The following is a 26,113-nucleotide window of genomic DNA, read 5'->3' as shown; positions in this document are numbered from 1 at the left end:
CGCCCGACTATCCATGATCAGCACTGAACTCAAAACCACGATCCAGGGCGCCTACTCGCGTTTTCTCGAAGCCAAGAGCTTGAAACCGCGGTACGGCCAGCGCCTGATGATCGCCGAAGTCGCCAAGGTCCTCGGGGATATCGACACCGACGACGAAGGTCGGCGCAGTGGCGACCCCGCCGTGGTGGCCGTCGAGGCCGGCACCGGTACCGGTAAAACCGTGGCCTACAGCCTGGCGGCGATCCCCACCGCCAAGGCCGCCGGCAAGCGCCTGGTGATTGCCACCGCTACCGTCGCCCTGCAAGAGCAGATTGTCTACAAAGACCTGCCCGACCTGATGCGCAACAGCGGCCTGAATTTCACCTTCGCCCTGGCCAAGGGCCGTGGGCGCTATATGTGCCTGTCCAAGCTCGACGTGCTGCTGCAGGAAGGCCACGCGCAAACCGCCACTGCCTCGCTGTTCGAAGAAGAAGGCTTCAAGATCGAAGTCGATGAGGTCAGTCAGAAGCTGTTTACCAGCATGATCGAGAAACTGGCGGGCAATAAATGGGACGGCGACCGCGACAGCTGGCCCAATGCCCTGGAAGACGCCGACTGGGCGCGCCTGACCACCGATCACAGCCAGTGCACCAACCGTCATTGCCCCAACTTCGGCCAGTGCGCCTTCTACAAGGCCCGGGAGGGCATGGGCAAGGTCGACGTTATTGTCACCAACCATGACATGGTCCTCGCCGACCTGGCCCTGGGCGGCGGCGCCGTGCTGCCCGACCCGCGCGACACACTCTACGTGTTCGACGAAGGCCATCACCTGCCCGACAAGGCCATCGGCCACTTTGCTCACTACACGCGGCTGCGCTCCACCGCCGACTGGCTGGAAACCACCGCCAAGAACCTCACCAAGTTGCTCGCCCAGCACCCGCTGCCGGGCGACCTGGGCAAGTTGATTGAGCAGGTGCCGGAGCTGGCGCGGGAGATCAAGACCCAGCAGCAATTCATGTTCAGCGCCTGCGAACAGGTGGCAGACTTCAAGCCCGGCGAAGACGTGGAAGGCCGCGAACGGCCGCGCCATCGTTTCGTTGGCGGGCTGATCCCCGAGCACATGCGCGAAATGGGCGTCGAGCTGAAAAAGGGCTTTTCGCGCCTGACCGACTTGTTCACCCGTCTCACCGATTTGCTCAAGGAAGGCATGGATGGCGAGGTCAATATCGGCATCGCCAGCAATCAGGCTGAAGAATGGTACCCGCTGTTTGGCAGCCTGCTGTCCCGTTCCCAGGGCAACTGGGAGTTGTGGACCGCCTTTACCGTCGAAGACCCGGAAGACAACCCGCCCATGGCCCGTTGGCTGACCCTGTCGGAAAGCGGTGCGCTGTTCGATATCGAGGTCAACGCCAGCCCGATCCTGGCGGCGGAAATGCTCCGACGCAACCTGTGGAACGTGGCCTACGGTGCCTTGGTCACCTCGGCCACGCTGACGGCCCTGGGCACCTTCGACCGCTTCCGCATGCGCGCCGGGCTGCCGAAAAAGGCCGTCACCGCCGTGGTGCCCAGCCCGTTCCATCACGCCGACGCCGGTGTGCTGCGGGTACCGGACCTCAAGGCCGACCCACGGGATGCGCCGGCCCACACGGCGGCGATCATTCGTGACCTGCCATCATTGGTGGAGGGCTCACGGGGCACGCTGGTGTTGTTCTCGTCCCGCAAACAGATGCAGGACGTGTTCGACGGCCTCGACCGTGACTGGCGCAAGCAGGTGTTTATCCAGGGCAACCTGTCGAAACAGGAAACCCTGAACAAGCACAAGGCGCGGGTGGATGGCGGCGATTCCAGCGTGCTGTTCGGCCTCGCGAGTTTCGCCGAGGGTGTGGATTTGCCCGGTGCCTACTGCGAACACGTGGTGATCGCCAAGATCCCGTTCTCGGTGCCGGATGATCCGGTGGAAGCCGCGTTGGCCGAATGGATCGAAGCCCGGGGCGGCAATCCGTTCATGGAGATCTCGGTGCCGGACGCTTCCTTGAAACTGGTCCAGGCCTGCGGCCGCCTGCTGCGTACCGAAGAAGATCGCGGCACCATCACCTTGCTTGACCGGCGTCTGGTTACCCAGCGCTATGGGAAAGCTATCCTGAATGCTTTACCGCCGTTTCGGCGGGAAATTTCTTAAGGCCCAGTGGGCGAATTCGCCCACTTTGTGGTCTATCTCACCATCGCTTCACGTCATCAGGCCAGTCACCGGCCGTTTGGGAGAACCTTGTTCACATGATTCGCACGCTGCCCGCTGTTTTTGCCCTGTTGTTTGCCGCGCCATTGCTGGCTGCGCCTGCCGGGCAACAAACCTTGTTCAACTTTGTACGGCCCGCCGATGTGGTCAAGGTGGCGACCCAGGACGCCAGCCTGCCGCAATACAACGCCGAACAAACCGCTGAAGGCGAAGTGCTGCGCCGTATCACCTTCAACCCGGCGGCCGAACCGAGCCTGGTGCTCAGCCCGCAGACCGGCGCCTGGGACTGGTCGCAATCCGGTGCCATGAGCCTGCGGATTCAAAGTGCGATGGACTGGGCGCTGACCCTGTACGTCAAGGTGCAGAGCAATGACGGCCGAACGCTGTTCAGCCGTATCGACCTGCCAGCCGGTCCCGCGCAAACGCTGTTGATTCCGCTGCAAGCCAACTCGCCGCTGAGCCAGGGGATGAAGGCCGGCCCGCCGATGCCGATCACCGTCGATGGCCAGCGCGTGCTGCTGGCCAGCAGCGAAGGGGAGATCGACCGCAGCCAGATCGTGTCGGTGACCCTGTCGATGATCAAGCCGAACGTCGCCCAAAGCATCTTGCTCGAACGCTTTGGCGTGCAGGACATCGCGCCGGTACTCAAGGCTACCTACAGCGATCTGGTGGACGCCTATGGGCAGTCCACCCGCGCCCGGTGGCCGGAGAAAGTCAGCAGCGACGAGCAGTTGAGGGCCGCAGCGGTCAAGGAACAGCAACAGCTCAAGGGCTGGCTGGCCGAGCGCGACAAGGCCTCCCTGGACAAATTCGGCGGCTGGAACAAGGGCCCGGCCTTTGACGCCAGCGGCTTCTTCCGCACCGAGAAGCGCGACGGGCGCTGGTACCTGGTGACACCGGAAGGCCATCCGTTCTACTCCCTGGGCGTCAACACCGTCGCCCCGGACAACAGCCAGACCTACGTAGCGGGCCGCGAATGGATGTTTGCCGCGCTGCCCAAGGCCGGCGAGCCTTTCGACAAATACTACGGCAGCGGTGACAGCCGCAGCGGCAATGGTGCCGATCAGGGGCGCAGCTTTAATGTCGGCCGCTGGTACGACTTCTATGGCGCCAACCTGCAGCGTACCTATGGCCAGCCGTGCGTGCCGCCGGCACCTTGTGCTCCGGAAGGTTTCGACCAGAAACGCTGGGTCAGCCACACCCTCGACCGCCTGCGGGCCTGGGGTTTCAATACTGTCGGCAACTGGAGTGCGCCGCAGCTGGCGACCGCCGACCGCGTGCCTTACACCTTGCCACTGTCGATCGTCGGTGATTACGCGAGCATCAGCACCGGCACCGATTGGTGGGGCGGCATGCCCGACCCGTTCGACCCGCGCTTCGCCATGGCCACCGAGCGTGCGGTGGCAATTGCCGCCCGTGACCATCGCGACGACCCGTGGCTGATCGGCTTCTTTGCCGACAACGAACTGGCCTGGGCCGGTCCCGGTGATGATGCGAAATCCCGCTACGCCCTGGCCTACGGCACCCTGCGCATGACCACCGACGTGCCGGCCAAGCGCGCGTTTCTCAAGCAATTGCGCGACAAGTACCGCAATCAGGAGGGGCTTTCCAGGGCCTGGGGCATCGAGCTGCCCGCCTGGGAACTGATGGAAGACCCGGGCTTTGTGCCGCCAATGCCAAGCCCGGAGCACCCGGAAATCGAAGCGGACTTCAAGTACTTCCAGAAGACCTTTGCCGACGCCTACTTCAAGACCATCTCCGATGCATTGAAATGGCATGCGCCCAACCAGCTGTTGCTGGGTGGCCGATACGCGGTCAGCACGCCGGAAGCGGTGGCGTCCTGCGCGCAATATTGCGATGTGCTGAGCTTCAACATGTACACCCTCAAGCCTCAGGACGGCTACGACTTCGCGGCCCTGCGGACGTTGGACAAGCCGGTGCTGATCACCGAATTCAACTTCGGCTCGGCGGACCGCGGCCCGTTCTGGGGCGGCGTGACGCAGTTGGCCCGGGAAGAGGATCGTGGGGTTGCCTACGCCAACTTCCTGAAGCAGGCCATGGCCGAGCCATCGATCGTCGGCGTGCATTGGTTCCAGTACCTGGACCAGCCGGTTACCGGCCGTTTGCTTGACGGCGAAAACGGCCACTTCGGCCTGGTCGGCATCACCGATGTGCCGTTCCAGGGGTTTGTCGACAGTGTGCGCAAAAGTAACCTGGCTGCCGTCGATCAGCTGGGCAAGGAGGCCGAAAAGGCCAAGGCTGCCGCAGCGGTCCACGCCGGTGAGGGCGGCAAGCCCGGGCGTGAAGGCAATGCAGCAGCGCCGGGTGCAGAGCATTCCGGCGGGCATTCCGGCAAAGGTCATTGATGGGGGCTGATCGACGAGAGCGGGTTCCCAAATCGCTCAATGGCTGGAACAATGTCGGCCACTTTCTGTAGTACTTTTCCAAGGGGGCTTAGGTGCAGATTCAGGGTCATTACGAGCTTCAATTCGAAGCGGTGCGTGAAGCCTTCGCCGCGCTGTTCGACGACCCTCAGGAACGTGGTGCCGCGCTGTGCATCCAGATTGGCGGCGAAACCGTCGTCGACTTGTGGGCCGGTACCGCCGACAAGGACGGTGCCGAGGCCTGGCACAGCGACACCATTGCCAATCTGTTCTCCTGCACCAAGACCTTTACGGCCGTCACGGCGCTGCAACTGGTGGCCGAAGGCAAGTTGCAGCTGGATGCGCCGGTCGCCAAGTACTGGCCGGAGTTTGCTGCCGCGGGCAAGGAAGCCATCACCCTGCGCCATCTGCTCTGCCACCAGGCCGGGTTGCCGGCCCTGCGTGAAACGCTGCCCGCCGAAGCCCTGTACGACTGGCAGATGATGGTCGACGCCCTCGCCGCCGAAGCGCCATGGTGGAAGCTCGGGGAAGGGCACGGTTATGCGGCGATTACCTATGGTTGGCTGGTGGGCGAGTTGCTGCGCCGCGCCGACGGTCGTGCGCCGGGCGAGTCCATCGTGGCCCGGGTTGCACGGCCACTGGGCCTGGATTTTCATGTGGGGTTGGCAGATGAAGAGTTTTATCGAGTTGCCCATATAGCCCGAGGCAAGGGCAATGTTGGCGATGAGGCGGCACAACGTTTACTTCAAGTAACGATGCGCGAGCCGACGGCGATGACTACCCGTGCATTTACCAATCCACCGTCTATTCTGACCAGCACTAATAAACCCGAATGGCGGCGTATGCAGCAGCCAGCGGCAAATGGTCACGGTAATGCGCGAAGTCTGGCGGGTTTTTATAGTGGGCTGCTCGACGGTAGTTTGCTGGAAGCCGATATGCTCGAAGAGTTGACCCGCGAACACAGTATCGGCCCGGATAAAACCTTATTGACACAAACCCGGTTCGGGCTGGGTTGCATGTTGGATCAACCGCACGTGCCGAACGCCACGTTCGGCCTTGGCCCACGGGCCTTTGGGCATCCCGGGGCCGGTGGTTCGGTGGGGTTTGCCGATCCGGAACATGATGTAGCCTTTGGTTTTGTGACCAATACATTGGGCCCTTATGTACTTATGGACCCGCGGGCGCAAAAGTTGGTAAGAATATTGGCCGGTTGTCTGTAAATAGCTTGCTGTCTTGCGTTTTTTTGTTACAAAGGCACATACAAAAAGACGCTAGGCGAAATGTTGTAACTTTAATGTTCCAAAAGCGTCTGTTTAACGGGTCATTCAGGCCCCTGGTTTTTTCTCATTTTGTGGATATCTCATGTTATCGAACAAGTCCTTGGCACTGGCGCTATGCCTCACTATTACTGGCTGTGCACAAACCCCACAAAATGATGCCGAGGGCGGGCATTGGTGGTCATTTGGCTCCGATAAGGCTGCTACCAAGGACGCAGTGAGCCAGGCCGACACCAAACCGGATGCCAAGCCGGCGGTCGCGGCCAAGGCGCCAGCGCCGGTAGCACCGGCTGCTGCACCTGCACCTGCACCGGTTGCGAAGGCGGATACCGGCTCCAGCTGGTGGCCGTTCTCGTCGAAAGCCGACGACGCCAAGGCAGACCTGAAGGCCGACCTCAAGGCGGCAACGCCTGCCTCCGGCGCCCCGGCTGATGCACCGGCCGCTGCACCTGCCGTTGCCAAGACGGATACCGATACCAAATGGTGGTGGCCGTTCGAAAGCAAGCCAAAGCCATTGGCCAAGGTCGACGTCGCCAACATCCCGATGCCTGATCCAAAAATCACCCAGGCCTGGCTGGACGACTACGAGCCACGCCTGCGTCTCGCGATCAAGGACAGCAACCTGCAACTGGAACGCCGCGACAACGTATTGGTGGTGATTGCTCCGGTTGACGGCTCCTACAACCCGAAACGCCCGGCGATGTTGCTGCCGGTGACCCTGGGTCCGTTCACCCGTGTTGCCAAGGCCGTTGAAGGCGATCCGAAAACTGCCGTACTGGTCCTGGGCCATGTAGATACCTCGGGTGCCGAGCCGGTGAGCCAGGCCCTGACCAAGGAACGTGCACAGTCCATCGCTTCGATCTTCAGCCTCAGCGGCCTGAAGCAGGACCGCCTGATGCTGCGTGGCATGGGCGACCTGATGCCGCGTGCCGCCAACGACAGCAACCAGGGCCGCGCCCTGAACCGTCGCATGGAAATCATGTTCACCCAGCGCACCACCATGCTGGCCCTGTTGAGCAAGTACAACTCGGCCAATCCGCCGAAGGCTGAAATGGTCGCTGTGCAGGACGTTCCTGCTCCAGCCGCTGCTCCGGTCAAAAAAGCTGCCGCTCCGGCGAAAAAAACCGTCGCCAAGAAAGCTGCCGCCAAGCCGGCTGCCAAAAAGGCCCCGGCCAAGCCTGCTGCTAAAAAGCCAGCACCTGCCAAGGCCGCCGCTCCAGCTGCTACCAACGACCAGGCGAAGAACTGATTATTTGAGCAAGAAGGATAAAGCCGCATGACCCAGGCACTGGCCGATATGCGCCGTGACTACACACGGGACGGTTTGAGCGAGGCCCAGGCCCCGGATGAACCGTTTGCCTTGTTCCACCAGTGGTTCGCCGACGCGGTGAAAACCGAACAGCCACCGGTGGAGGCCAATGCCATGACCCTGGCTACGGTGGACCAGGACGGTCGCCCGCACTGCCGGATCCTGCTGCTCAAGGGCCTGGATACACAGGGCTTTACCTTCTTCACCAATTATCAGAGCGCCAAGGGCGAACAACTCGCGGCGCGACCGTTTGCCGCCATGACCTTCTTCTGGCCGACCCTGGAGCGCCAGGTGCGCATCGAAGGTCGGGTGGTCAAGGTCTCGCCCGAGGAGTCGGATGCTTACTTCCAGGTCCGTCCCCTGGGTAGCCGCCTGGGTGCCTGGGCTTCACCGCAAAGCCGGGTAATCAGGGACCGCGAAGAGTTGCAGGCGCTGCTCAAGGCCACCGAACAACGCTTCAGCGATACCCAGCCTGATTGCCCCGAACACTGGGGTGGTTACCGCCTGCTGCCGGAGCGCATCGAGTTCTGGCAAGGCCGCGCGAGTCGTTTGCACGACCGCTTGAACTTCCGCTTGCAGGGGGCCGACTGGACCCGTGAGCGCCTGGCGCCCTGAGCCCACCTTTCGTCACCTCGCCTGAATGTAGCGCTGCACGCCGAAGTCTCTAGTCAGAGGCCTTGGATGGGTAGCGCTGCGCTGCGTTATGCGGCCGTTAGCTACAATGATGACAGCGTCCATCGAGATCCTGAGGGAGGTGGGATTGCTACCGTTCGTCGAGTTTTTCGGTACAGGTTCTCTGTACTAAGGCTGAATGAAAACAATTTTCTGCCCGGCATGCCGTGACAGGCGGCAAGCCACAGCGGTTTAATGGATACCTGTCCTTTGGAGTTGATGCTATGCGTAAGTCCGTTTTACTAGTTGCCTGCTTTACCACCCTGTCGCTGCTGCTGGGTGGCTGCGCCTCGAGTCTGACCGGCGACTCGTACTCCCGTGACGAAGCTCGTCGTGTACAGACTGTTCGCATGGGCACCATCGAATCCCTGCGTCCGGTGAAAATCGAAGGCACCAAGACCCCAATCGGCGGCGCTGCGGGCGCAGTCATCGGCGGCGTTGGCGGCAGCGCCATCGGCGGCGGCCGTGGCAGCATCGTGACCGCCGTTATCGGCGCAGTCGCCGGCGGCCTGCTGGGCTCGGCCACCGAGGAAGGCCTGACCCGCACCCAGGGTGTTGAAATCACCGTCCGCGAAGATGATGGCAGCATGCGCGCCTACGTCCAGGCGGTTCAAGAGAACGAAATCTTCCGCATCGGCGACCGCGTCCGCATCATGACGGTGGACGGAACCAGCCGCGTTACTCGCTAAGGGTAAGGTTGCAGGAAAAGAAAAACCCCAACCGGGTGGCCGGTTGGGGTTTTTTGTTGGGGTATATGTGGGATATCAGGTGAACATCTGAATGTCGTCAAGCGTGTCTTGTACGACTCCGCTCAGAGAAGGAGATTTCCTTTTTGCCTGTTGCAGTACGGGCGTAACTTTCGCCATGTCCAACTCGCCGAAACGGCGTGCAATGTGGCCTATCGCGATGATGGCAGCCGACGCGATGTCCTCGTTGTCATTGTTTGCGTACTTGAGACAGGTTTCTTGTGCCCAGATAGCATCTGTCTCGTTAAGGCCGATGGATATTAGAGCTTCTGTGACCTTGGTCAGGTCATTAGTGGCTATAAAGCTTATAGCTTCATCCTGACTTAAAGAAGGGTCGTGATAGCGCAAACTCATTTTTCGGCTCCCAGAATCTTTCCTTTTCGATCTGTTTTGTTCGCTTTTATTAAAGCATTTTTCATCTCTTGTCTTAGCTCACTCCACAGTCTCACATGACCGTGGTAAACGCCTTCTGAGGTGCGATCGATCACTACAAACTCTTTTGTGTGTGGGTCAATCCCTATGCGTCTACGTGAGTTTGGCGGATTCAGCTCTACCGAGTTATTAAGCGCATCCAGGCCGTTAGTCGGCTTTCTGCTTTTGACAGCGTTATCTTTTTTTCCGTGATAGGGGGCGTCCTCATACCTCAGGCTTACGACGATATACAGAGGTCGAATACCCGAACCCGCCGGAAACACCAGAATAAAATCCCTGTATTCCGGCGGATAGATCGGATCAACGATGATGTTGTCGGCCTTCTCGGTTGGCGGATACACCCAGATTTGCGGCGCCTGCGGTGCAGCCTCCAACGCAGGAATGCCGAGGGTGTCAGCGGGGTCGACAGCAGGCGTCCAGATCAGCTCGACGCCGTCGCCCAAGTCCGCGACCTGCTGCGTGCCGCGCTGGCCAAACTGCACGACATCAACCATTTCCCAGTCGCGATTTTTCCCGGTGTAGAAGGCGTATCCCTTGAGCGTGCCGTCAGCAAGTTGCTCGATATGCAGGCGGGCTCGGGTGCGTGCTCGTGGCATTGAGCGCAGTTGACGGTCGCTGTAAAGCGCACTATCGCCCAGGCTGGAGGGCCAGACGAGGGCTGCAACCCCAAGCATCAGTCCGGCCCCAGCTGTTCCAACACTCGCTGCGATGCTGGAGGCGCCACTAACCGCTGAGCCACCCAGTGCCAATGTCCCTAGCCCAGCCGGGAGTGCGCTGCCGCTGATCTTTTTGAGTGACAGCAGCCCCTCGATGTCCGTTTCACGACCACCCAGCAGAACGTGCTCGCCATAGTCTCCTATGGGGTCAAGCGGTACATAGCCGGATGGATTGTTGTAGTCGATGTGGGCGTCCGGCAGGTTGCAGGACTTGGCGAAGACGCAGCCCGCGATGGGCAATGTTGCTGGCGGTCGCTCCACTTTGCGTCTGGCCTCGTAGACCTCCTGACGGGCAAGCATGGCTTCGTATGCTCGCTGCCTGGCCTCACGATCAGCCAGCTCGCGCTCGCTCATGTTCTCGAGCCGACGGTAACCCCCCGTGCCGGTCCCGTAGCATCGCCAGACTTGGGGGATATCCTTGCTGTTTGCCATCGTGCCCTCCTGGCGTGTTGCATAACGACGTCCGGCGGCGGAGCCGGGAGCACGACGTTATTGCAAGCAGCGGAGGGTGGATGTAGGACGGTTCTGTGAGATGGCGCCGAATGGGCCTAGAGGAGGTTGGAGCCGGCGAGCCGGCTCCAAAAGCGGTTACGCCTGAACGAGCGCCTGCTTGCGACTGGCCATCGCCGTCACTGCATACCCGATCAGCGCCGCCAGTATCGACCCGGTCAGGATGCCCATCCGGTCCATACCCGCGTATTCACTGCTGCCCGGCACAAACGCCAGGGAGCCGACAAACAGGCTCATGGTGAAGCCGATGCCGCACAGGACCGCCACGCCGAGCACCTGGCCCCAGTTGGCGCCGGCGGGCAGTGCGGCAAGGCCGGTTTTTACCATGACCCAGGTGAAACCCAGTACGCCAACGGTCTTGCCCAGCAGCAGGCCGGCGGCGATGCCCATTGGCACGTGGTGGGTGAAGCTTTCCAGGTTGACGCCAGCCAGCGAGACGCCGGCATTCGCAAAGGCAAACAGCGGCAGGATCGCGTAAGCCACCCAAGGATGCAGGGCGTGTTCCAGGGTCAGCAGCGGCGATGGCTCGGCGTTTTTGGTGCGCAGCGGGATGCAGAAGGCCAATGTCACGCCCGCCAGGGTGGCGTGCACGCCACTCTTGAGCACGCAGACCCACAGGATCAGCCCGACAATCATGTAGGGCCCCAGCTTGACGACACCCAGCCGGTTCATCGCAATCAAGGCGATCAGGCACGCTGCTGCACCGGCCAACGAGGCGCCGGACAGGTCGGCGGAGTAGAAGAGTGCAATGACGATGATCGCGCCAAGGTCGTCGATGATGGCCAGGGTCATCAGAAACAACTTCAGCGAAACCGGCACGCGCTTGCCCAGCAGGGCCAATACGCCCAGGGCGAAGGCAATGTCGGTGGCCATGGGGATTGCCCAGCCACCCAGGGCGGCCGGGTTGTCCTTGTTCAGCGCCCAATAGATCAGCGCGGGCACGACCATGCCGCCGATGGCTGCCGCTCCCGGCAGTACCACTTGCGAAGGCTTGGACAGTTGGCCGTCGAGCAACTCGCGTTTGACCTCAAGGCCGATCAGCAGGAAGAACAGGGCCATCAGGCCGTCGTTGATCCACAGCAGCGCCGGCTTGGCGATTTTCAGGGCGCCGATTTGTGCGACCACCGGCACGTCGAGAAAACTCGCGTAGAGGTGCGACAGCGGTGAGTTGTTGATGATCAGCGCCAAAGCGGCAGCAGCGATCAGGAGCAGACCGCTGGCGGCTTCCAGCTGGAAGAAACGGGTGAAAGTGCTACGCAGAGGCAAGGGATGCTCTCCAATCAAAGTTCAATAGGTGGGTACCCTAACCCGTACCGTTAGTTGTTAAAACAAAAGTTATATTCTTATTTGTTATAAGGAATCGGTCTGATCACTTGCGCGCCAGACCCCGAAAATTGTGTGTCCAATTGAGTCATGACTGTATCTGTGTGGAGTGTAGGAAACATCCTAAGATCAGGTCTGAAATCCTTAGAGAAACCGATCATGAGCGACAACCGCCAATGGGCCCGCGAAGCCATTCGCATTATTGAAGCGGACTTCCAGCGCAGCGCCGACACCCACCTGATCCCCTTGCCAATGCAGGGTTTGCCGGGTATCGAGTTGTATTTCAAGGATGAGTCCAGCCATCCCACCGGCAGCCTGAAACATCGGTTGGCGCGTTCGTTGTTCCTCTATGCGTTGTGCAACGGCTGGCTCAAGCCCGGTGCACCGGTGATCGAAGCCTCCAGCGGTTCCACGGCGATTTCCGAGGCGTACTTCGCCAGGCTGTTGGGCTTGCCGTTTATTGCGGTGATGCCGGCCACCACTTCCCAGGAAAAGATTGCGCAGATCGCGTTCTACGGGGGCAAGAGCCATCTGGTGCAGGATCCGACGCAGATCTACGCCGAATCCGAGCGCCTGGCGCAGGAAAGCGGTGGCCATTTCATGGACCAGTTCACCTATGCCGAACGTGCCACTGACTGGCGCGCGAACAACAACATCGCTGAATCGATCTTCCAGCAACTGCGCTTTGAGCGTTATCCGGAGCCGAGTTGGCTGATTTCCAGCCCCGGCACGGGTGGCACCACGGCGACGTTGGGGCGTTATGTGCGTTATCGCCAGCACTGCACCCGAGTGTTGTGCGCGGACGCGGAGCGTTCGGTGTTTTTCGACTACTACCTGAGCGGCGACGCCAGCCTGCGCCTGGACTGTGGCTCGCGCATCGAAGGCATTGGCCGGCCACGGGTTGAGGCGTCGTTCCTGCCGAAAGTGATTGATGCGATGGTCAAGGTGCCGGATGCGCTGTCCCTGGCGGCCATGCATTACCTGGCGCAGCGCTTGGGGCGGCGAGTAGGCGGCTCAAGTGGCACCAACCTGATCGGTGCATTGATCGCGGCGCAGCAGATGAAGGCGGCAGGGGAGTCGGGCTCGATCGTGGCGATCTTGTGCGACGGCGGTGAGCGCTATGCCACGACCTATTACGATCAGGCCTGGCTTGCAGGGCAGGGGTATGAGTTGGAGGGTTTGATTGCGGCCGTTGCGGCGAGTGTCGAGCGGGGGCAACCGTTGCCGGAAAGCATCCTGCGCGCCAATATCTAAAACACCGCATTATCAATGTGGGAGCGGGCTTGCTCGCGAATGCGGAGTGTCAGCCAATACATGATTCGGCTGATCCACCGCATTCGCGAGCAAGCCCGCTCCCACATTTGATCTGCTGCGTTTTCAGCGCAGTGGTTAAGCCTCCAGGCCCAACATATCCCGCGCCAGCGCCTCGGCAATCCGAATCCCGTCGACACCCGCCGACAAAATCCCACCGGCATAACCGGCACCTTCGCCCGCCGGGAACAGGCCTTTCACGTTCAGGCTCTGCATCGACTCGTTACGGGTAATCCGCAGCGGCGAAGAAGTGCGGGTCTCGATCCCGGTCAGGACCGCGTCGTGCAGCGAGTAGCCCTTGATCTGCTTCTCGAACGCCGGCAACGCTTCGCGGATGGCTTCGATGGCAAACTCCGGCAACGCCAGCGCCAGGTCACCCAGGGCTACGCCGGGCTTGTAGGATGGCTCCACGGTACCGATGGCGGTGGACGGCTTGCCGGCGATGAAATCACCCACCAGCTGCGCCGGTGCTTCGTAGTTGCTGCCGCCGAGGATGAACGCGTGGGATTCCAGGCGTTCCTGCAACTCGATCCCGGCCAGCGGGCCGCCCGGGTAATCCACTTCCGGGGTGATGCCCACCACGATCCCGGAGTTGGCGTTGCGTTCGTTACGGGAGTACTGGCTCATGCCGTTGGTTACTACGCGGTTCGGCTCTGATGTCGCCGCGACCACGGTACCGCCCGGGCACATGCAGAAGCTGTACACCGAACGGCCGTTCTTGGCGTGGTGCACCAGTTTGTAATCGGCGGCCCCGAGTTTCGGGTGGCCGGCGTACTTGCCCAGGCGTGCTGCGTCGATCAGCGACTGCGGGTGTTCGATACGGAAACCCACCGAGAACGGCTTGGCTTCCATGTACACGCCACGGCCATGCAGCATGCGGAAGGTATCGCGGGCGCTGTGGCCGAGGGCCAGGATTACGTGTTTGGACAGGATCTGCTCGCCGCCATCCACCACCACGCCATTCAACTGGCCGTCTTCGATCAGCACGTCGGTGACCCGCTGCTCGAAGCGCACTTCACCGCCCAGGGCGATGATCTGCTGGCGCATGTTTTCCACGACGCCGGTCAGGCGAAACGTACCGATGTGCGGCTTGCTGACGTAGAGGATTTCATCTGGCGCACCGGCCTTGACGAACTCGTGCAGCACCTTGCGACCGTGGAATTTCGGGTCCTTGATCTGGCTGTAGAGCTTGCCGTCGGAGAAGGTCCCGGCGCCGCCTTCACCGAACTGCACGTTGGATTCCGGGTTCAGCACATTCTTGCGCCAAAGGCCCCAGGTGTCCTTGGTGCGCTGGCGCACTTCGCGGCCGCGCTCGAGGATGATCGGCTTGAAACCCATCTGTGCCAGCAACAGCCCGGCGAAGATCCCGCACGGGCCAAAACCGACGACGATCGGCCGCTCGGTCAGGCCTTCCGGCGCATGGCCCACGACCTTGTAGCTGATGTCCGGCGCCGGGTTGACGTTGCGGTCGTCGGCGAACTTGAGCAGCAGGGCCGCCTCGCCTTTGACTTCCAGGTCGATGGTGTAGATGAAGCACAGCTCCGACGATTTCTTGCGGGCGTCGTAGCTGCGTTTGAACAGGGTGAAATCGAGCAGGTCATCACTGGCGATGCCCAGGCGTTGCACAATGGCAGGCCGCAGGTCTTCTTCGGGATGGTCGATGGGCAGCTTGAGTTCGGTGATTCGTAACATGACAGGAATCCGGTAGGCGGCGGGCAAAGAGGCCGGCTGTTTTGCAAACCGGCGATTATAAGCCCCAACAGCGGTTTCCCGTCATGCTAAAACAGCGCAGGGCGCAATCAGTCGTCTCGCGAACCGCCGAACGACGCGCAACCGCGTTGCACCTGGCCGTTGACCCGAAGCTCGGCGGACATGTGCTGCAGGCTGCCGCTGGCGCTGTCGACACAGCGTTGCGGGGCCACCCACAGTTCGATGTGCTGGTTATTCGCTTCGGTCATCAGGTTGAACCGTCCGTCGCCCGATTGCTCTTCCACATACGGCACGGCCAATGGTGGCTGGCCTTCACGCTCCAGCACCATGCCCTTGGCGGTGACGTTCATCGCCCAGGCCGGTTTGTGGCCGTTGGCCCGCAGGATCATGCGCTTGAAGTCCGGGTCATCACAGGCCGAGGTCGAGCGCTCGACGCGGTACACCTGTTGCAGGTCCACCGTGCCCTGGGTGCCGCTGGCGACGCCGGAGAACTTGCCACGCAGGTCGGCAAACAGTGCGCCTTGCTGGCCGGCCAGGGAGGCGGCCTCCTGCAGGATGCTGGTGCCACCGGTGTCGTTGACCACGTAGTTGCGTTTGTCGTTGCAGGGCTGGAACAGCAGTTTGTCACCCTGGGCCGTCAACTCGCCCTGCATGCGGGTCATCCCGGCGAGAGAGGGCTTGGCCGGCTCGTTATCGAACATCTGGCAGGCGGCGAACAGGGGCAGCAGGGCAAACAAGGCTAGGGTACGGGCGGCACGCATCATCGGGTCTCCTGATAAGTGCCGCCACGTTACGCAGGCTGGCGGTGCATCACAAGCCCGGGACACAGGTTGAATAAGGTGTGCCGGGGGCGATCATCCCTGCTGGGACTTTTCCTATAGAGGGATGTGAACGGTCATGGGAACGTCTTTCTCTTTTATTCGGAAAGCCGCGATGACTATTCGATGGAATCTGTGGGGGCTGTTACTGGTGACGGGTTCTGCACTGGGCAGTGAACCGGCGCGGCTGGAGTACTCCTCTGCCACTGACTTTACCGAGATCTCGATCACCGTGAAGAGGACGCCTGACAGTAGCCCGGACTTTATTTCGGTCAATGTCACGCTGAGCCCGGAGGCCAGGGCCCGCACGGCTGCAATTACTTTACTGGCTTACAACAAGCAGGTTTCGACATACGTAGACGGCTACAACGTGAGTGATGGCGCCACTGTCATGGGTGTGCTGAACACACGAGAAATACAGTTTTCCGTCCCCCAGGACATGCTCCGTAAATGGATGCCCTGGGTTCAACGGTGACGGCTTTTCAGGCTGGTCAACCAACGATAAACGTCTGCCCGGTCTGCAAGCCTTCCACGCTTTTCGCGTAGGCCAACGCCACTTCTGCACCCGGAGCCGGTTTGTACCCACGGAAGTACGGCGCGTAGCTGCCCATGGCTTCCAGCAGGACGGTAGGGCTGACCGAGTTGATGCGCAGGCCGCGGGGCAGTTCGATCGCAGCGGCTTTCACGAATGCATCCAGCGCGCCGTTGACCAGGGCAGCCGAAGCACCGGTGCGAATCGGATCGCGGTTGAGAATGCCGCTGGTGAAGGTGAACGACGCGCCGTCATTGGCGAACTCGCGGCCAATCAGCAGCAGGTTGACCTGGCCCATCAGCTTGTCTTGCAGGCCCAGGTCAAAATCGGTTTCGCTCATGTCGCCCAGGGGCACGAAGTTGACGCTGCCGGCGGCGCAGATCAGTGCGTCGAATTTGCCGGTCTGTTCGAACAGTTTGCGGATCGAGGCGCTGTCGCTGATATCGACCTGGAAGTCGCCACTTTTGCGACCGATGCTGATCACTTCATGCCGTTGGGACAGTTCTGCCTTCACCGCCGAACCCACGGTACCGCTTGCGCCAATCAACAGGATTTTCATCGTGCCTTCCTCCAGATGTGTAGGTGAGGTTTCAGTCTAGAGTGATTTTTTGCGCGGATAAGTGCACTAATAGGCAACCTTTGGTTTTCAATTGGAAACAATCCATGAGCGAAATGGATGACCTCGCCGCGTTTGCCGTGTTGATCGAAGCCGGCAGCTTTACCTTGGCGGCCCAGCAACTGGGCTGCAGCAAAGGGCAACTGTCCAAGCGCATCAGCCAGTTGGAAGCGCAGTTTTCGGTGGTGTTGTTGCATCGCACCACCCGCCGCCTGAGCCTGACGGCGGCGGGTGCGGCGCTGTTGCCGCAAGCCCAGGCGTTGGTGGTCCAAGTGGAGCGGGCACGTCAGGCATTGGCCAGGCTCAAGGATGATCTCGTCGGTCCGGTGCGTATGACGGTTCCGGTGTCCCTGGGCGAAACCTTCTTCGACGGTCTGTTGCTGGAGTTTTCCCGGGAGTACCCACAGGTGCAGATCGAGTTGGAACTCAACAACCAGTACCGGGACCTGGCGCGGGATGGCTTCGACCTGGCGGTACGTTCGGAGGTCGCCAACGACGAGCGTCTGGTCGCCAAGCCGTTGCTCGCCTGGCACGAGATGACCTGCGCCAGCCCGGCTTACCTGGAACAGCACGGCGAGCCGCTGACGCCGGCGGAACTGGTGGGCCACAACTGCTTGCTGAACAGCCACTACAGTGGTCGTGAAGAGTGGCTGTATCACCAGCAGCATGAGCTGCTGCGGGTTCGGGTATCCGGGACCTTTGCCTCCAACCATTACAACTTGTTGAAGAAGGCTGCACTGGTGGGGGCGGGCATCGCGCGCTTGCCGTCCTACGTGCTGCACGCGGAATTGGCTGACGGTCGCCTGCGCTGGCTCCTGCGGGATTATCAGACCCGCAGCATGCCGATGTACCTGGTCCATCCGTATCAGGGCGGCCTGCCGCGCCGCACCCAGGTACTCGCAGATTATCTGGTGGGCTGGTTCAAGCGCAGCGGCGAAGCCCTCGATCGCCTTTAGCGGTAGCGTCGCGCAATCAGGTGATCAATCGAGAAGCTGCCCGGCCCCTTGGCCATCAACAGCAGCAGCAATGCGATCCAGGTGCCGTGGGTCGGGTAGGCGTCCGGGTAGACGAAAAGCTGGATGGTCAGGGTCATGCCCAGCAGCGCCAGCGCCGAGAATCGCGTGGCAAACCCCACGAGGATCAGCACCGGGAAGAAATGCTCGGCGAACGCAGCCATGTGCGCCGCCACTTCCGCAGACAGCAGCGGCACGTGGTATTCGCTGCGAAACAGCGGCAGGGTGGACGGCGCCAAGTGCGGCCAGCCCAGCTGGAAGGTCCCGCCGATCAGGTCCACGGCGAGGCCTTCCACTTTGGTCTGGCCGGATTTCCAGAACACCGCCGCGATAGAGAAGCGTGCGACAAAGGCGATCAGGCTGTAGGGGATTTTCTCGAAGCACTGGATGATCCGTTGGATCAGCCCGGGAGCGGTGGTGTTCATGGCGATACCTTGGGTTCTGTGTGCAAGTGGGTGATGGCGCCGTGACCGATCAGCAGGGCCAGGCATTGGTGCAGGTCAAATTCGGCGGCCGCATCGAGGGCGTAGGCCAAGGCCATTTCCAATGGCCAACCGTTGTTCAGGCTGTTGATAAACGTCGCTGAGCCGCTGTCGATGTGAAATACCTGCACGTGCAGGCCATTGCGTAGCACCAGCGCGCTTTGGGCATGGAAGGGGTCGAGGGTGGCGAGGGATTCGCCGGTCTGATGCGCCGCCCATAAAGCCACCACGGCGTAGGCCGAGTTCAGGGTGGCCAGGGATGGATGCAGTTGCAGGCGCAGTTCGCCCAGGTCCGACTGTTGTTGCAGGGTGGCGATGACCTCCTGTTGATCCAGTGGCTGTGCGTCTGCCGCGTGGTAGGCCCTCACCCGCAATCGCTCCAGGCGCGCCACATCAGCCAGGTAAGGCACGCTGGCGGCGGGCGCGAAGCCCTGGATAAAGTCCGCCAGGTCGCTGCCGTACTCATTGATCAGAGGGCTTGTCGGCGGGAAACCCTGGACATACACACCGGCCATCGCCCGAAAAAACTCATCGCCCACCAGTTGCAGGGTGACCGGGTAGCCGGCGGCCAGCGCGTTGATCAGCGAGCTATGGACATTGTTGCGATACACCGCAAAACGACTGGCCGGATCGGCGCCGTTGCAGCTGAACAAGCCTTGCGGGCAGTTTTCCTCGGGGGACAGCAGGGCGCGGCTAAAGACGTCCTGGCGGCTCATGCACGCACCTCCAGCAGAAACCGGTCGGCCTCGCGTGCTTCAGCGTGCAGCACGCTGAACGCCGGCACCTGGTTGTCGCGCTCGATAAGCGTGGCGACCGGCCCGGTGCGGCTGAGCACGTGCTGGTAGAGCTGCCATACCGCGTTGTCGATGGGGGCGCCGTGATCGTCAATCAGCAAACGGTCGCCGAGGATGTCGGTGTCTTCGGCAAACCCTGCCAGGTGAATCTCGCCCACGGCGTGCAACGGCAAGGCCTCGATGTACTTCAGCGGGTCTTGCTGATGGTTGATGCACGACACATACACATTGTTCACGTCCAGCAGCAGCCCGCAGCCGGTGCGGCGAATCGCTTCGCTGATGAAGTCGGTCTCTTCCAGGGTGGAGCACTGGAATTGCAGATAGGTCGACGGGTTCTCCAGCAGCATGGTCCGCTGCAGGCGGGTTTGTACCTGGTCGATGTGTTCGCACACCCGCTTCAGGGTTTCATCGTCATACGCCAGCGGCAGCAAATCATTGAGAAACACCGGGCCGTGGCTGGACCAGGCCAGGTGTTCGGAAAAGGAGTGGGGTTGATAGCGTTCGATCAGCGTGGCCAAGCGCGCCAGGTGCTCGTCGTTCAGCGGACCTTCGCCGCCAATGGACAGGCCTACACCGTGCAGCGACAGCGGGTACTGTTCGCGGATCAAGCCCAGGTAGTGATGGAAAGGCCCGCCGGCCACCATGTAGTTTTCGGCGTGGACTTCAAAAAAACCGATATCGGGGGACGTCTCGAGCACTTCACTGAAGTGCTCGTTCTTGAGCCCCAGCCCGGCCCGACGGGGGAGGCCGGGCGCCTGAGCCTGGGAGATGGAGTGGGTGAATGAGAGCGTCATCGTCAGTACTCAGGCTGTGCAGGGTTTCAGGACTTGGCGGTGAAGGCAGCTTCCTGGCCGAAGCCGGTTGGCGAGGTGGTGCTTGGGGTTTTCAGGCAGGTACCGGCCGGGACCAGTTTCCAGGCGTTGGCCTGATCCTTGACCTTCGAGGTGCCCGCGCAGGAAGTGCCCGCGCCTGCGGCGCAATCGTTCTTGCCGGCTTCGGCTACACCGAAGCATTTCTGCATGTCATCGGCGGCGTGGGCGGTGGTGGTCAGGGCGGACAGGCTCAGGGCCGAACCCAGGGCCAGGACGAGGGTGGCGGCGGACAGCGAGCGGGTTTTGGTAGTCATGGTGTATCTCCAGCAGTGGGTTGAGTTGGCAAGCATGTTCGCCTGCTTACACCACTAGAGAAAGGGGGAAGGGATTCGTTACAAAGCCGGGGAAAATAATTTCAGGTTTCGCCAAAGTCTTTGGTTCACACCAAACAAATGTGGGAGCGGGCTTGCTCGCGAAGGCGGTGGATCAGCCAACTTGTTGGGTGACTGACCCACTGCCTTCGCGAGCAAGCCCGCTCCCACAAAAGCCCGCTCATACATTGACCAGATGGGCATCAACCGCCCAAATAAGCCTCACGTACTTTCGGATCGGTCAGCAGTTGTTCGCCGCTGCCCTGCATCACCACGCGGCCGTTTTCCAGCACGTAGGCGCGGTCGGCAATCTTCAGCGCCTGGTTGGCGTTCTGCTCCACCAGGAACACTGTCACACCGTCCTTGCGCAGCTGTTCGATGATGTCGAAGATCTGCTGGATGATGATCGGCGCCAACCCCAGGGACGGTTCGTCCAGCAACAACAGCTTGGGCTTGCTCATCAGCGCGCGGCCGATGGCGAGCATTTGCTGTTCGCCGCCGGACATGGTGCCGCCGCGCTGGCTGAAGCGTTCCTTGAGCCGCGGGAACAGGTGCAGCACCTTGTCCATCTGCTCCTGGTAATCGCCCTTGTCGGTGAAGAACCCGCCCATGGCGAGGTTCTCTTCCACGGTCAGGCGGGCAAATACCCGGCGGCCCTCCGGAACCACGGCAATGCTCTTGCGCATGATCTCGGAGGAGGCCTGGCCCACCAGCTCCTCACCCATGTAGCGGATGCTGCCGCTGTGAGCCTGGGGCGAACCGCACAGGGTCATCAGCAGCGTGGATTTACCGGCACCGTTGGCGCCGATCAGGGTAACGATTTCGCCCTGGCGCACTTCCACGTTGACGCTGTGCAGCGCCTGGATCTTGCCGTAGAAAGTGGAAACGTTTTCGAATTGCAGCATTTTACGCTTCCCCCAAATAGGCTTTGATCACTTCCGGGTTGTCGCGGATCTGCTCCGGCGTACCGTCGGCCAGTGGCGTGCCCTGGTTGATCACGACGATATGGTCGGAAATGCTCATGACCAGTTTCATGTCGTGTTCGATCAGCAGCACGGTGGCGTTGTTTTCTTCACGCAGCACACTGATCAGCGCCTTGAGGTCTTCTGTTTCCTTCGGGTTCAAGCCGGCGGCCGGTTCGTCGAGCATGAGGATCCGCGGGCGGGTCATCATGCAGCGGGCGATTTCCAGGCGCCGTTGCTGACCGTAGGCCAGGGTGCCGGCAGGACGGTTGGCAAACTCGGTGAGGTTGACCTTGTCCAGCCAGTACGCGGCATATTCCATGGCCTCGCGCTCGCTCTTGCGGAACGACGGCGTCTTGAACAGGCCGGCAAAGAAGTTGGTGTTCAGGTGGCGATGCTGGGCGATCAACAGGTTCTCGACCGCCGTCATGTCCTTGAACAACCGCACGTTCTGGAAGGTCCGCACCACGCCCTTGCGGGCGATCTCGTGGCCGGCCAGGCCCTGGATCGGCTGGCCGTCCAGCAGGATGGTGCCGCCAGCCGGCTTGTAGAAGCCGGTCAGGCAGTTGAACACCGTAGTCTTGCCGGCGCCGTTGGGGCCGATCAGGGCCACGACTTGTTTCTCTTGCACGGTCAGGGCCACGCCGTTGACCGCCAGCAAACCGCCGAAGCGCATGCTCAAGTTTTCGACTTTCAGGATCTCGCGGCTCATTTGCGCAGCTCCATGTGGGGACGTTGCATGGGCAGCAGGCCTTGAGGTCGCCAGATCATCATCAGCACCATCATGGCGCCGAACATCAACATGCGGTATTCGCTGAATTCACGCATCATTTCCGGCAGCAGGATCATCACGATCGCCGCGAGGATCACGCCCAGCTGCGAGCCCATGCCGCCCAGTACCACGATGGCGAGGATGATTGCCGACTCGATGAAGGTGAACGACTCCGGCGTCACCAAACCTTGGCGAGCGGCGAAGAAGCTGCCGGCAAAACCGGCGAAGGTTGCCCCGAGGGTGAATGCCGAAAGCTTGATGACGGTCGGGTTCATGCCTAGTGCACGGCAGGCGATTTCATCTTCGCGCAGCGCTTCCCACGCACGGCCGATCGGCATGCGCAGCAGGCGGTTGATCACGAACAGCGCCGCCAGTGCCAGCAGCAGGGCCACCAGGTACAGGAACACCACTTTGCTCACCGGGTTGTAGTCGATCCCGAAGTACTCGTGGAACGTCTGCATGCCTTCGGCCGCGGTGCGGTCGAACGTCAGCCCGAAGAACGTCGGCTTGGGAATGCTGCTGATGCCGTTGGGGCCGCCGGTGATATCGGTGAGGTTACGCAGGAACAGACGGATGATTTCACCGAAGCCCAGGGTCACGATCGCCAGGTAGTCACCGCGCAAGCGCAGTACCGGGAAGCCCAGCAGGAAGCCAAATGTGGCCGCCGCCATGCCGGCCAGTGGCAGGCAGATCCAGAAGCCCCAGCCCAGGTAATGCGAGAGCAGCGCGTAGGTGTAGGCACCCACCGCATAGAAGCCCACATAGCCCAGGTCGAGCAGGCCGGCGAGACCCACCACGATGTTCAGGCCCAGGCCCAGCAACACGTAGATCAGGATCAGCGTCGCGATATCCACCGCACCACGGGAGCCGAAGAACGGCCAGATCAACGCGGCCACGATCAGGCCGATGATGATGTAGCGCTGGGTGCGCGGCAGGGTCAGGAACTGGCTGACCTTGGGCGATACCAACGGGCCACGGTTGGACTTGAGGAGTGCCCCGACCTGTTGGGTGAACAGCACGCGCAGGAACATCAGCACCGAGCACAGGGCAATGATGGTCAACGTCACGGGACCGGTGCCATGCACTTCGAGGTTGATCCCGACAATGCTCAACTTGAGCCCGAGTACCGGGAAGGCCACGGCCCAGACCAGCAAGGCGCTGAAAAACGCCGATTTAAGATATCTGCTCATACTTTCTCAACCTCCGGACGGCCCAGAATGCCGGTCGGCCGGAACAACAGCACCAGAACCAATAGACCGAATGCCACCACGTCCTTGTACTGGTCACCGAATACGTCGGCGCCAAAGGCTTCAGCCACCCCCAGCACCAGCCCGCCGAGCATCGCGCCCGGAATGCTGCCGATGCCGCCCAATACCGCCGCGGTGAAGGCCTTGAGGCCCACCAGGAAACCGGCGTTGGGGTTGATCACGCCGTACTGCATGCTCAGCAACACGGCAGCGATAGCCGCCAGTGCGGCACCGATGACGAAGGTCAGGGCGATGATGTTGTTGGTGTTGATGCCCAACAGGTTGGCCATCTTGATGTCTTCGGCGCAGGCCCGGCAGGCGCGCCCCAGACGGGAGCGAGAGATGAACAGGGTCAGGCCGAGCATTGCCACCAGGGTGACGACGAAGACCAGGACCTGCATGTAGGAAATCAGCACTTCTTGTGCGCCACCTGGGCCGAAGGAGAAGCTCCCCGGGATCAGGTTGGGAATGGATTTGTCCTTGGAGTCCTGGGACAGCAATACGGTGTTCTGCAGGAAAATCGACATGCCGATCGCGGAGATCAGCGGGATCAAGCGGTTGCTGCCACGCAAGGGGCGGTACGCAACGCGTTCGATACTGTAGCCATAGGCACTGGTTACGACGATGGACGCCAGGAATGCAGCGGTCATCAACAGCGGCAGGGAATGGATACCCAGCATGGCCAGCCCGGCAAGGGCGATGAAGGCCACGTAGGAACCAATCATGTACACCTCGCCATGGGCGAAGTTAATCATTCCAATGATGCCGTAAACCATTGTGTAGCCAATGGCTATCAAGGCATAGGTGCTGCCAACGGTCATGCCGTTAACCAGCGTTTGGAAAAAATGATAGATCTCAGGCATTACAGCGCTCCTAAAAACCCGATACGCATTTCACTGGTGGAGTCAATTTCCGGCTCGGTGCCCTGTTCTGTGATCAGGTTGCACAAAGCGTTTGCCAGCGAACCGCTGGTGACGGTTTTAAGATTTTCAGGTGAGCCAGCGCCCGGATCGCGGGTGACAGGCCCATAAACCTCGTAAAACAAAGCCCACTGCTTGCACAGTGGGCTTGTTGACCAGTAACGCCTGGCTTACTGAGGGGAAACTTCGGTTTTTGGTTTGCCGAAGTGCCATTCGTAGACCACGAACTTGAAGTCCTTCAGGTCGCCCTTGGCGTCGAAGCTCAGGTCGCCGGTCGGGGTCTTGAAGGTACCGGCGTGGATGGCCGCTGCCACCTTGGCGGTGTCTTCGCTCTTCGCGGCAGCGATACCGCCGGCGATCACTTCAACTGCCGAGTAGGCCGGGAACACGAACGGACCGGTTGGGTCCTGCTTGTTCTTGGTGAACTCTTCAACGATTGCCTTGTTGGCAGGATCGGTGTCGAAGGATTTCGGCAGGGTAACCAGCAGGCCTTCGGAAGCGTTCTGGGCGATTTGCGAGATGGAGTCGTTGCCGACGCCTTCAGGGCCCATGAACTTGGCGTTCACGCCTTTTTCCTTGGCTTGGCGCAGGATCAGGCCCAGCTCAGGGTGGTAGCCGCCGTAGTAGACGAAGTCGACGTTGGCTTGCTTGAGCTTCTGGATCAGCGAACCGAAGTCTTTGTCGCCAGCGTTGATGCCTTCGAAGAGAGCAACTTTCACGCCTTTCTTCTCGAGGGTTTGTTTAACGGCAGTGGCGATGCCTTCACCGTATTGCTGTTTGTCGTGGATAACGGCTACGACTTTCGGCTTCACGTGGTCGGCGATGTAGTTACCGGCGGCTGGGCCCTGGGCGCTGTCCAGGCCGATGGTACGGAAGACCAGCTTGTAGCCACGGGACGTGATTTCCGGGCTGGTGGCAGCCGGGGTGATCATGATCACGCCTTCGTCTTCGTAGATGTCGGATGCTGGCTGAGTGGAGCTGGAGCAAAGGTGACCGACCACGAACTTGACGCCGTCGTTGACCACTTTGTTGGCTACGGCCACGGCTTGTTTTGGATCGCAAGCGTCGTCGTATTCCTTGGCTTCGAGCATTTTGCCATCTACGCCGCCCTTGGCGTTGATGTCGGCGATGGCCTGCTTGGCACCCATGAACTGCATGTCGCCGTACTGGGTCACAGGGCCGGTTTTAGGGCCGGCAATACCGATCTTGATGGTGTCAGCTGCGAACGAATGGCTGGCAACCCCGGCCAGGACCATAGCGGCAAACAGTTTGGAAATCTGCTTAGTAGCCTTATTCATAGTGCTCCACTCTTACTGTTGTATTTTTTATAGTTCTAGCGGCCTTGTGAGCTGCAGAACCGGATCAGATATCTCGGATATCCCCCGGCAGCGGCCTGGCAACTGTACCGGTACAGTGTAGAGCGCCGGTTGATCGCTTGAAAAGCTGGCTGCTGGGGGCAAAACCCGGGTATGTCGCTTAAATGAAAGAAAAAGACAGAATTGCGGCGGGGTGATGCCAGAGTTTCGGGCAATCCTTGGCTTTCCTGACACTTTCGTTCGGTGCCTCATTTGCAACTGGGTTTTTCTGCCTGGGGCTCGACGGTATGATTGCGCCGATTTTTTCTTCAGGTGAACTCCCATGACGCAAGAACCTAGCACCCTCTATGCCAAGCTGCTTGGTGAAACTGCCGAAATTTCCTGGAAGGAGCTTGAGCCGTTCTTTGCCAAGGGTGCCCTATTGTGGGTCGACGCCGGGCTGGATTTGATCGAGGCCGCCGAGGGCATGGCTGAGGACAACCGTGAGAAAGTCGCTGCCTGGCTGGCTGCGGGGAGTCTTGGCGAGGTGTCTGCGACGCGGGCATTGGACCTGGTTGAGCGGGACCCGAGTTTGTGGGCGGTGGTGGTTTCGCCGTGGATTCTGATCCAGGAAAGGGCAGTGTAGGAAATGCATGCGCGAAAAAGGTGCGTGATTTTTCCGAGTTTAAGTGTGTAGGCGGGTAACTGCATTTGCGGTGATGGCACCTTGCCGTAGAGAAAGGTCACAGGCGGGGGTTACGTGCGCGTCATGGGAACAGTTTTGGTAGCGGCGGAGTGCGGGGGGAATTGTTTCTGGGTATGTGTACATATCCGTTATTTAGGTAACGGCCACCTATGGTTCCGCTCTTACAGC

The 26,113-nt window shown here is 60.8% G+C and carries 26 protein-coding genes; 10 read left to right on the top strand and 16 right to left on the bottom strand.

The window, feature by feature from the left end; all coding sequences use genetic code 11:
- The first annotated feature begins 13 nt into the window (after positions 1–13).
- From dinG to HX821_RS28090, 6 genes are all read left to right on the top strand, one after another.
- Positions 14–2,158, top strand: a complete 2,145-nt coding sequence (gene dinG, locus HX821_RS28115; protein WP_008432096.1) for an ATP-dependent DNA helicase DinG — start codon at positions 14–16, stop codon at positions 2,156–2,158.
- A gap of 95 nt (positions 2,159–2,253) precedes the next feature.
- Complete coding sequence (locus HX821_RS28110) at positions 2,254–4,581, top strand: beta-galactosidase (RefSeq protein WP_008432094.1); 2,328 nt, start codon at positions 2,254–2,256, stop codon at positions 4,579–4,581.
- 92 nt (positions 4,582–4,673) lie between these two features.
- A complete protein-coding gene (locus tag HX821_RS28105) occupies positions 4,674–5,819 on the top strand; it encodes a serine hydrolase domain-containing protein (RefSeq protein WP_177037028.1) in 1,146 nt (381 codons plus the stop codon).
- A 142-nt stretch (positions 5,820–5,961) separates the two neighbouring features.
- The gene (locus HX821_RS28100; RefSeq protein ID WP_134325848.1) at positions 5,962–7,125 is read left to right on the top strand and encodes an OmpA family protein; all 1,164 of its coding nucleotides are present in this window, start codon (positions 5,962–5,964) and stop codon (positions 7,123–7,125) included.
- Positions 7,126–7,152: 27 nt separating this feature from the next.
- Entirely contained in the window at positions 7,153–7,800 is a 648-nt protein-coding gene (gene pdxH, locus HX821_RS28095) for a pyridoxamine 5'-phosphate oxidase (protein ID WP_003211693.1), read from the top strand.
- A 281-nt stretch (positions 7,801–8,081) separates the two neighbouring features.
- The gene (locus HX821_RS28090; protein WP_003189251.1) at positions 8,082–8,546 is read left to right on the top strand and encodes a glycine zipper 2TM domain-containing protein; all 465 of its coding nucleotides are present in this window, start codon (positions 8,082–8,084) and stop codon (positions 8,544–8,546) included.
- Positions 8,547–8,621: 75 nt separating this feature from the next.
- Here HX821_RS28090 and HX821_RS28085 read toward each other — a convergent pair whose 3' ends face one another.
- From HX821_RS28085 to nhaA, 3 genes are all read right to left on the bottom strand, one after another.
- Entirely contained in the window at positions 8,622–8,957 is a 336-nt protein-coding gene (locus HX821_RS28085) for a hypothetical protein (RefSeq protein ID WP_008432085.1), read from the bottom strand.
- On the bottom strand, positions 8,954–10,183 hold the full coding sequence (locus HX821_RS28080; RefSeq protein WP_177037026.1) for an S-type pyocin domain-containing protein: 1,230 nt from the start codon (positions 10,181–10,183) through the stop codon (positions 8,954–8,956). Before HX821_RS28080 ends, HX821_RS28085 begins: the two co-directional genes overlap by 4 nt.
- 156 nt (positions 10,184–10,339) lie before the next feature.
- Positions 10,340–11,527 carry a Na+/H+ antiporter NhaA gene (gene nhaA, locus HX821_RS28075; RefSeq protein ID WP_177037024.1) on the bottom strand — a complete coding sequence of 396 codons (1,188 nt, stop codon included), beginning with the start codon at positions 11,525–11,527 and terminating at the stop codon, positions 10,340–10,342.
- A 213-nt stretch (positions 11,528–11,740) separates the two neighbouring features.
- Here nhaA and HX821_RS28070 point away from each other — a divergent pair, with 213 nt between their 5' ends.
- Positions 11,741–12,838 carry a PLP-dependent cysteine synthase family protein gene (locus HX821_RS28070; protein WP_173406096.1) on the top strand — a complete coding sequence of 366 codons (1,098 nt, stop codon included), beginning with the start codon at positions 11,741–11,743 and terminating at the stop codon, positions 12,836–12,838.
- A 135-nt stretch (positions 12,839–12,973) separates the two neighbouring features.
- Here the strand turns inward: HX821_RS28070 and HX821_RS28065 are convergent, their stop codons facing one another.
- Positions 12,974–14,587 carry an NAD(P)/FAD-dependent oxidoreductase gene (locus HX821_RS28065; RefSeq protein WP_102368251.1) on the bottom strand — a complete coding sequence of 538 codons (1,614 nt, stop codon included), beginning with the start codon at positions 14,585–14,587 and terminating at the stop codon, positions 12,974–12,976.
- A 107-nt stretch (positions 14,588–14,694) separates the two neighbouring features.
- The gene (locus HX821_RS28060; protein WP_003211681.1) at positions 14,695–15,366 is read right to left on the bottom strand and encodes a COG3650 family protein; all 672 of its coding nucleotides are present in this window, start codon (positions 15,364–15,366) and stop codon (positions 14,695–14,697) included.
- 136 nt (positions 15,367–15,502) lie between these two features.
- On the opposite strand from HX821_RS28060, the gene HX821_RS28055 reads away from it, so the two are divergent.
- A complete protein-coding gene (locus HX821_RS28055) occupies positions 15,503–15,898 on the top strand; it encodes a hypothetical protein (protein ID WP_008432073.1) in 396 nt (131 codons plus the stop codon).
- A 16-nt stretch (positions 15,899–15,914) separates the two neighbouring features.
- Here HX821_RS28055 and HX821_RS28050 read toward each other — a convergent pair whose 3' ends face one another.
- Positions 15,915–16,514: a short chain dehydrogenase gene (locus HX821_RS28050; RefSeq protein ID WP_003211677.1), complete on the bottom strand. Its 600-nt coding sequence runs from the start codon at positions 16,512–16,514 to the stop codon at positions 15,915–15,917.
- Between the two features lie 104 nt (positions 16,515–16,618).
- Here HX821_RS28050 and HX821_RS28045 point away from each other — a divergent pair, with 104 nt between their 5' ends.
- The gene (locus HX821_RS28045) at positions 16,619–17,527 is read left to right on the top strand and encodes a LysR family transcriptional regulator (protein WP_003211675.1); all 909 of its coding nucleotides are present in this window, start codon (positions 16,619–16,621) and stop codon (positions 17,525–17,527) included.
- On the opposite strand, the gene HX821_RS28040 is transcribed toward HX821_RS28045, so the two are convergent.
- The 10 genes from HX821_RS28040 to HX821_RS27995 all read right to left on the bottom strand — a co-directional run bounded on the left by HX821_RS28040 (position 17,524) and on the right by HX821_RS27995 (position 25,242).
- On the bottom strand, positions 17,524–18,009 hold the full coding sequence (locus tag HX821_RS28040) for a DoxX family protein (protein WP_003211673.1): 486 nt from the start codon (positions 18,007–18,009) through the stop codon (positions 17,524–17,526). The two genes, HX821_RS28045 and HX821_RS28040, sit on opposite strands and share 4 nt — an antisense overlap.
- The gene (locus HX821_RS28035; RefSeq protein ID WP_177037022.1) at positions 18,006–18,782 is read right to left on the bottom strand and encodes a DUF2063 domain-containing protein; all 777 of its coding nucleotides are present in this window, start codon (positions 18,780–18,782) and stop codon (positions 18,006–18,008) included. Before HX821_RS28035 ends, HX821_RS28040 begins: the two co-directional genes overlap by 4 nt.
- The gene (locus HX821_RS28030; RefSeq protein ID WP_177037020.1) at positions 18,779–19,654 is read right to left on the bottom strand and encodes a DUF692 domain-containing protein; all 876 of its coding nucleotides are present in this window, start codon (positions 19,652–19,654) and stop codon (positions 18,779–18,781) included. The genes HX821_RS28035 and HX821_RS28030 overlap by 4 nt, the downstream gene beginning before the upstream one ends.
- A 26-nt stretch (positions 19,655–19,680) precedes the next feature.
- A complete protein-coding gene (locus tag HX821_RS28025) occupies positions 19,681–19,986 on the bottom strand; it encodes a DUF2282 domain-containing protein (RefSeq protein WP_003211666.1) in 306 nt (101 codons plus the stop codon).
- 260 nt (positions 19,987–20,246) lie between these two features.
- Positions 20,247–20,948, bottom strand: coding sequence for an ABC transporter ATP-binding protein (locus HX821_RS28020; protein WP_003211664.1), 702 nt, complete (start codon positions 20,946–20,948; stop codon positions 20,247–20,249).
- Position 20,949: 1 nt separating this feature from the next.
- Positions 20,950–21,717 (bottom strand): high-affinity branched-chain amino acid ABC transporter ATP-binding protein LivG, encoded by a 768-nt coding sequence (gene livG, locus HX821_RS28015; protein ID WP_003211663.1) that lies wholly within the window; start codon positions 21,715–21,717, stop codon positions 20,950–20,952.
- A complete protein-coding gene (locus tag HX821_RS28010) occupies positions 21,714–22,967 on the bottom strand; it encodes a high-affinity branched-chain amino acid ABC transporter permease LivM (RefSeq protein ID WP_003211661.1) in 1,254 nt (417 codons plus the stop codon). The genes livG and HX821_RS28010 overlap by 4 nt, the downstream gene beginning before the upstream one ends.
- Positions 22,964–23,887 (bottom strand): high-affinity branched-chain amino acid ABC transporter permease LivH, encoded by a 924-nt coding sequence (livH, locus tag HX821_RS28005; RefSeq protein ID WP_017137212.1) that lies wholly within the window; start codon positions 23,885–23,887, stop codon positions 22,964–22,966. The genes HX821_RS28010 and livH overlap by 4 nt, the downstream gene beginning before the upstream one ends.
- The gene (locus tag HX821_RS28000; protein ID WP_003211657.1) at positions 23,887–24,069 is read right to left on the bottom strand and encodes a hypothetical protein; all 183 of its coding nucleotides are present in this window, start codon (positions 24,067–24,069) and stop codon (positions 23,887–23,889) included. The genes livH and HX821_RS28000 overlap by 1 nt, the downstream gene beginning before the upstream one ends.
- A 45-nt stretch (positions 24,070–24,114) precedes the next feature.
- Positions 24,115–25,242 carry a branched-chain amino acid ABC transporter substrate-binding protein gene (locus HX821_RS27995; RefSeq protein WP_087693197.1) on the bottom strand — a complete coding sequence of 376 codons (1,128 nt, stop codon included), beginning with the start codon at positions 25,240–25,242 and terminating at the stop codon, positions 24,115–24,117.
- A gap of 340 nt (positions 25,243–25,582) precedes the next feature.
- On the opposite strand from HX821_RS27995, the gene HX821_RS27990 reads away from it, so the two are divergent.
- On the top strand, positions 25,583–25,885 hold the full coding sequence (locus HX821_RS27990; protein ID WP_003211652.1) for a DUF2288 domain-containing protein: 303 nt from the start codon (positions 25,583–25,585) through the stop codon (positions 25,883–25,885).
- Positions 25,886–26,113 lie beyond the last annotated feature (228 nt).

This window comes from Pseudomonas sp. B6001, from assembly GCF_013386015.1.
Lineage (GTDB): Bacteria > Pseudomonadota > Gammaproteobacteria > Pseudomonadales > Pseudomonadaceae > Aquipseudomonas.
The sequence above is the reverse complement of the archived record's forward strand: the minus strand, read 5'-3'. Positions and strand labels throughout refer to the sequence as shown.

What these genes read in the sequence shown, in the direction of transcription:
- HX821_RS28060 (WP_003211681.1), bottom strand. Translation starts at nt 15,366, where the DNA reads ATGCGTGCCGCCCGTACCCTAGCCTTGTTTGCCCTGCTGCCCCTGTTC.
- HX821_RS28050 (WP_003211677.1), bottom strand. Translation starts at nt 16,514, where the DNA reads ATGAAAATCCTGTTGATTGGCGCAAGCGGTACCGTGGGTTCGGCGGTG.
- HX821_RS28045 (WP_003211675.1), top strand. Translation starts at nt 16,619, where the DNA reads ATGAGCGAAATGGATGACCTCGCCGCGTTTGCCGTGTTGATCGAAGCC.
- HX821_RS28055 (WP_008432073.1), top strand. Translation starts at nt 15,503, where the DNA reads ATGGGAACGTCTTTCTCTTTTATTCGGAAAGCCGCGATGACTATTCGA.
- HX821_RS28020 (WP_003211664.1), bottom strand. Translation starts at nt 20,948, where the DNA reads ATGCTGCAATTCGAAAACGTTTCCACTTTCTACGGCAAGATCCAGGCG.
- HX821_RS28100 (WP_134325848.1), top strand. Translation starts at nt 5,962, where the DNA reads ATGTTATCGAACAAGTCCTTGGCACTGGCGCTATGCCTCACTATTACT.
- HX821_RS28025 (WP_003211666.1), bottom strand. Translation starts at nt 19,986, where the DNA reads ATGACTACCAAAACCCGCTCGCTGTCCGCCGCCACCCTCGTCCTGGCC.
- HX821_RS28080 (WP_177037026.1), bottom strand. Translation starts at nt 10,183, where the DNA reads ATGGCAAACAGCAAGGATATCCCCCAAGTCTGGCGATGCTACGGGACC.
- HX821_RS27995 (WP_087693197.1), bottom strand. Translation starts at nt 25,242, where the DNA reads ATGAATAAGGCTACTAAGCAGATTTCCAAACTGTTTGCCGCTATGGTC.
- pdxH (WP_003211693.1), top strand. Translation starts at nt 7,153, where the DNA reads ATGACCCAGGCACTGGCCGATATGCGCCGTGACTACACACGGGACGGT.
- HX821_RS28110 (WP_008432094.1), top strand. Translation starts at nt 2,254, where the DNA reads ATGATTCGCACGCTGCCCGCTGTTTTTGCCCTGTTGTTTGCCGCGCCA.
- livH (WP_017137212.1), bottom strand. Translation starts at nt 23,887, where the DNA reads ATGCCTGAGATCTATCATTTTTTCCAAACGCTGGTTAACGGCATGACC.
- HX821_RS28065 (WP_102368251.1), bottom strand. Translation starts at nt 14,587, where the DNA reads ATGTTACGAATCACCGAACTCAAGCTGCCCATCGACCATCCCGAAGAA.
- HX821_RS28090 (WP_003189251.1), top strand. Translation starts at nt 8,082, where the DNA reads ATGCGTAAGTCCGTTTTACTAGTTGCCTGCTTTACCACCCTGTCGCTG.
- dinG (WP_008432096.1), top strand. Translation starts at nt 14, where the DNA reads ATGATCAGCACTGAACTCAAAACCACGATCCAGGGCGCCTACTCGCGT.
- HX821_RS28030 (WP_177037020.1), bottom strand. Translation starts at nt 19,654, where the DNA reads ATGACGCTCTCATTCACCCACTCCATCTCCCAGGCTCAGGCGCCCGGC.
- HX821_RS28010 (WP_003211661.1), bottom strand. Translation starts at nt 22,967, where the DNA reads ATGAGCAGATATCTTAAATCGGCGTTTTTCAGCGCCTTGCTGGTCTGG.
- HX821_RS28040 (WP_003211673.1), bottom strand. Translation starts at nt 18,009, where the DNA reads ATGAACACCACCGCTCCCGGGCTGATCCAACGGATCATCCAGTGCTTC.
- HX821_RS28085 (WP_008432085.1), bottom strand. Translation starts at nt 8,957, where the DNA reads ATGAGTTTGCGCTATCACGACCCTTCTTTAAGTCAGGATGAAGCTATA.
- HX821_RS28035 (WP_177037022.1), bottom strand. Translation starts at nt 18,782, where the DNA reads ATGAGCCGCCAGGACGTCTTTAGCCGCGCCCTGCTGTCCCCCGAGGAA.
- HX821_RS27990 (WP_003211652.1), top strand. Translation starts at nt 25,583, where the DNA reads ATGACGCAAGAACCTAGCACCCTCTATGCCAAGCTGCTTGGTGAAACT.
- livG (WP_003211663.1), bottom strand. Translation starts at nt 21,717, where the DNA reads ATGAGCCGCGAGATCCTGAAAGTCGAAAACTTGAGCATGCGCTTCGGC.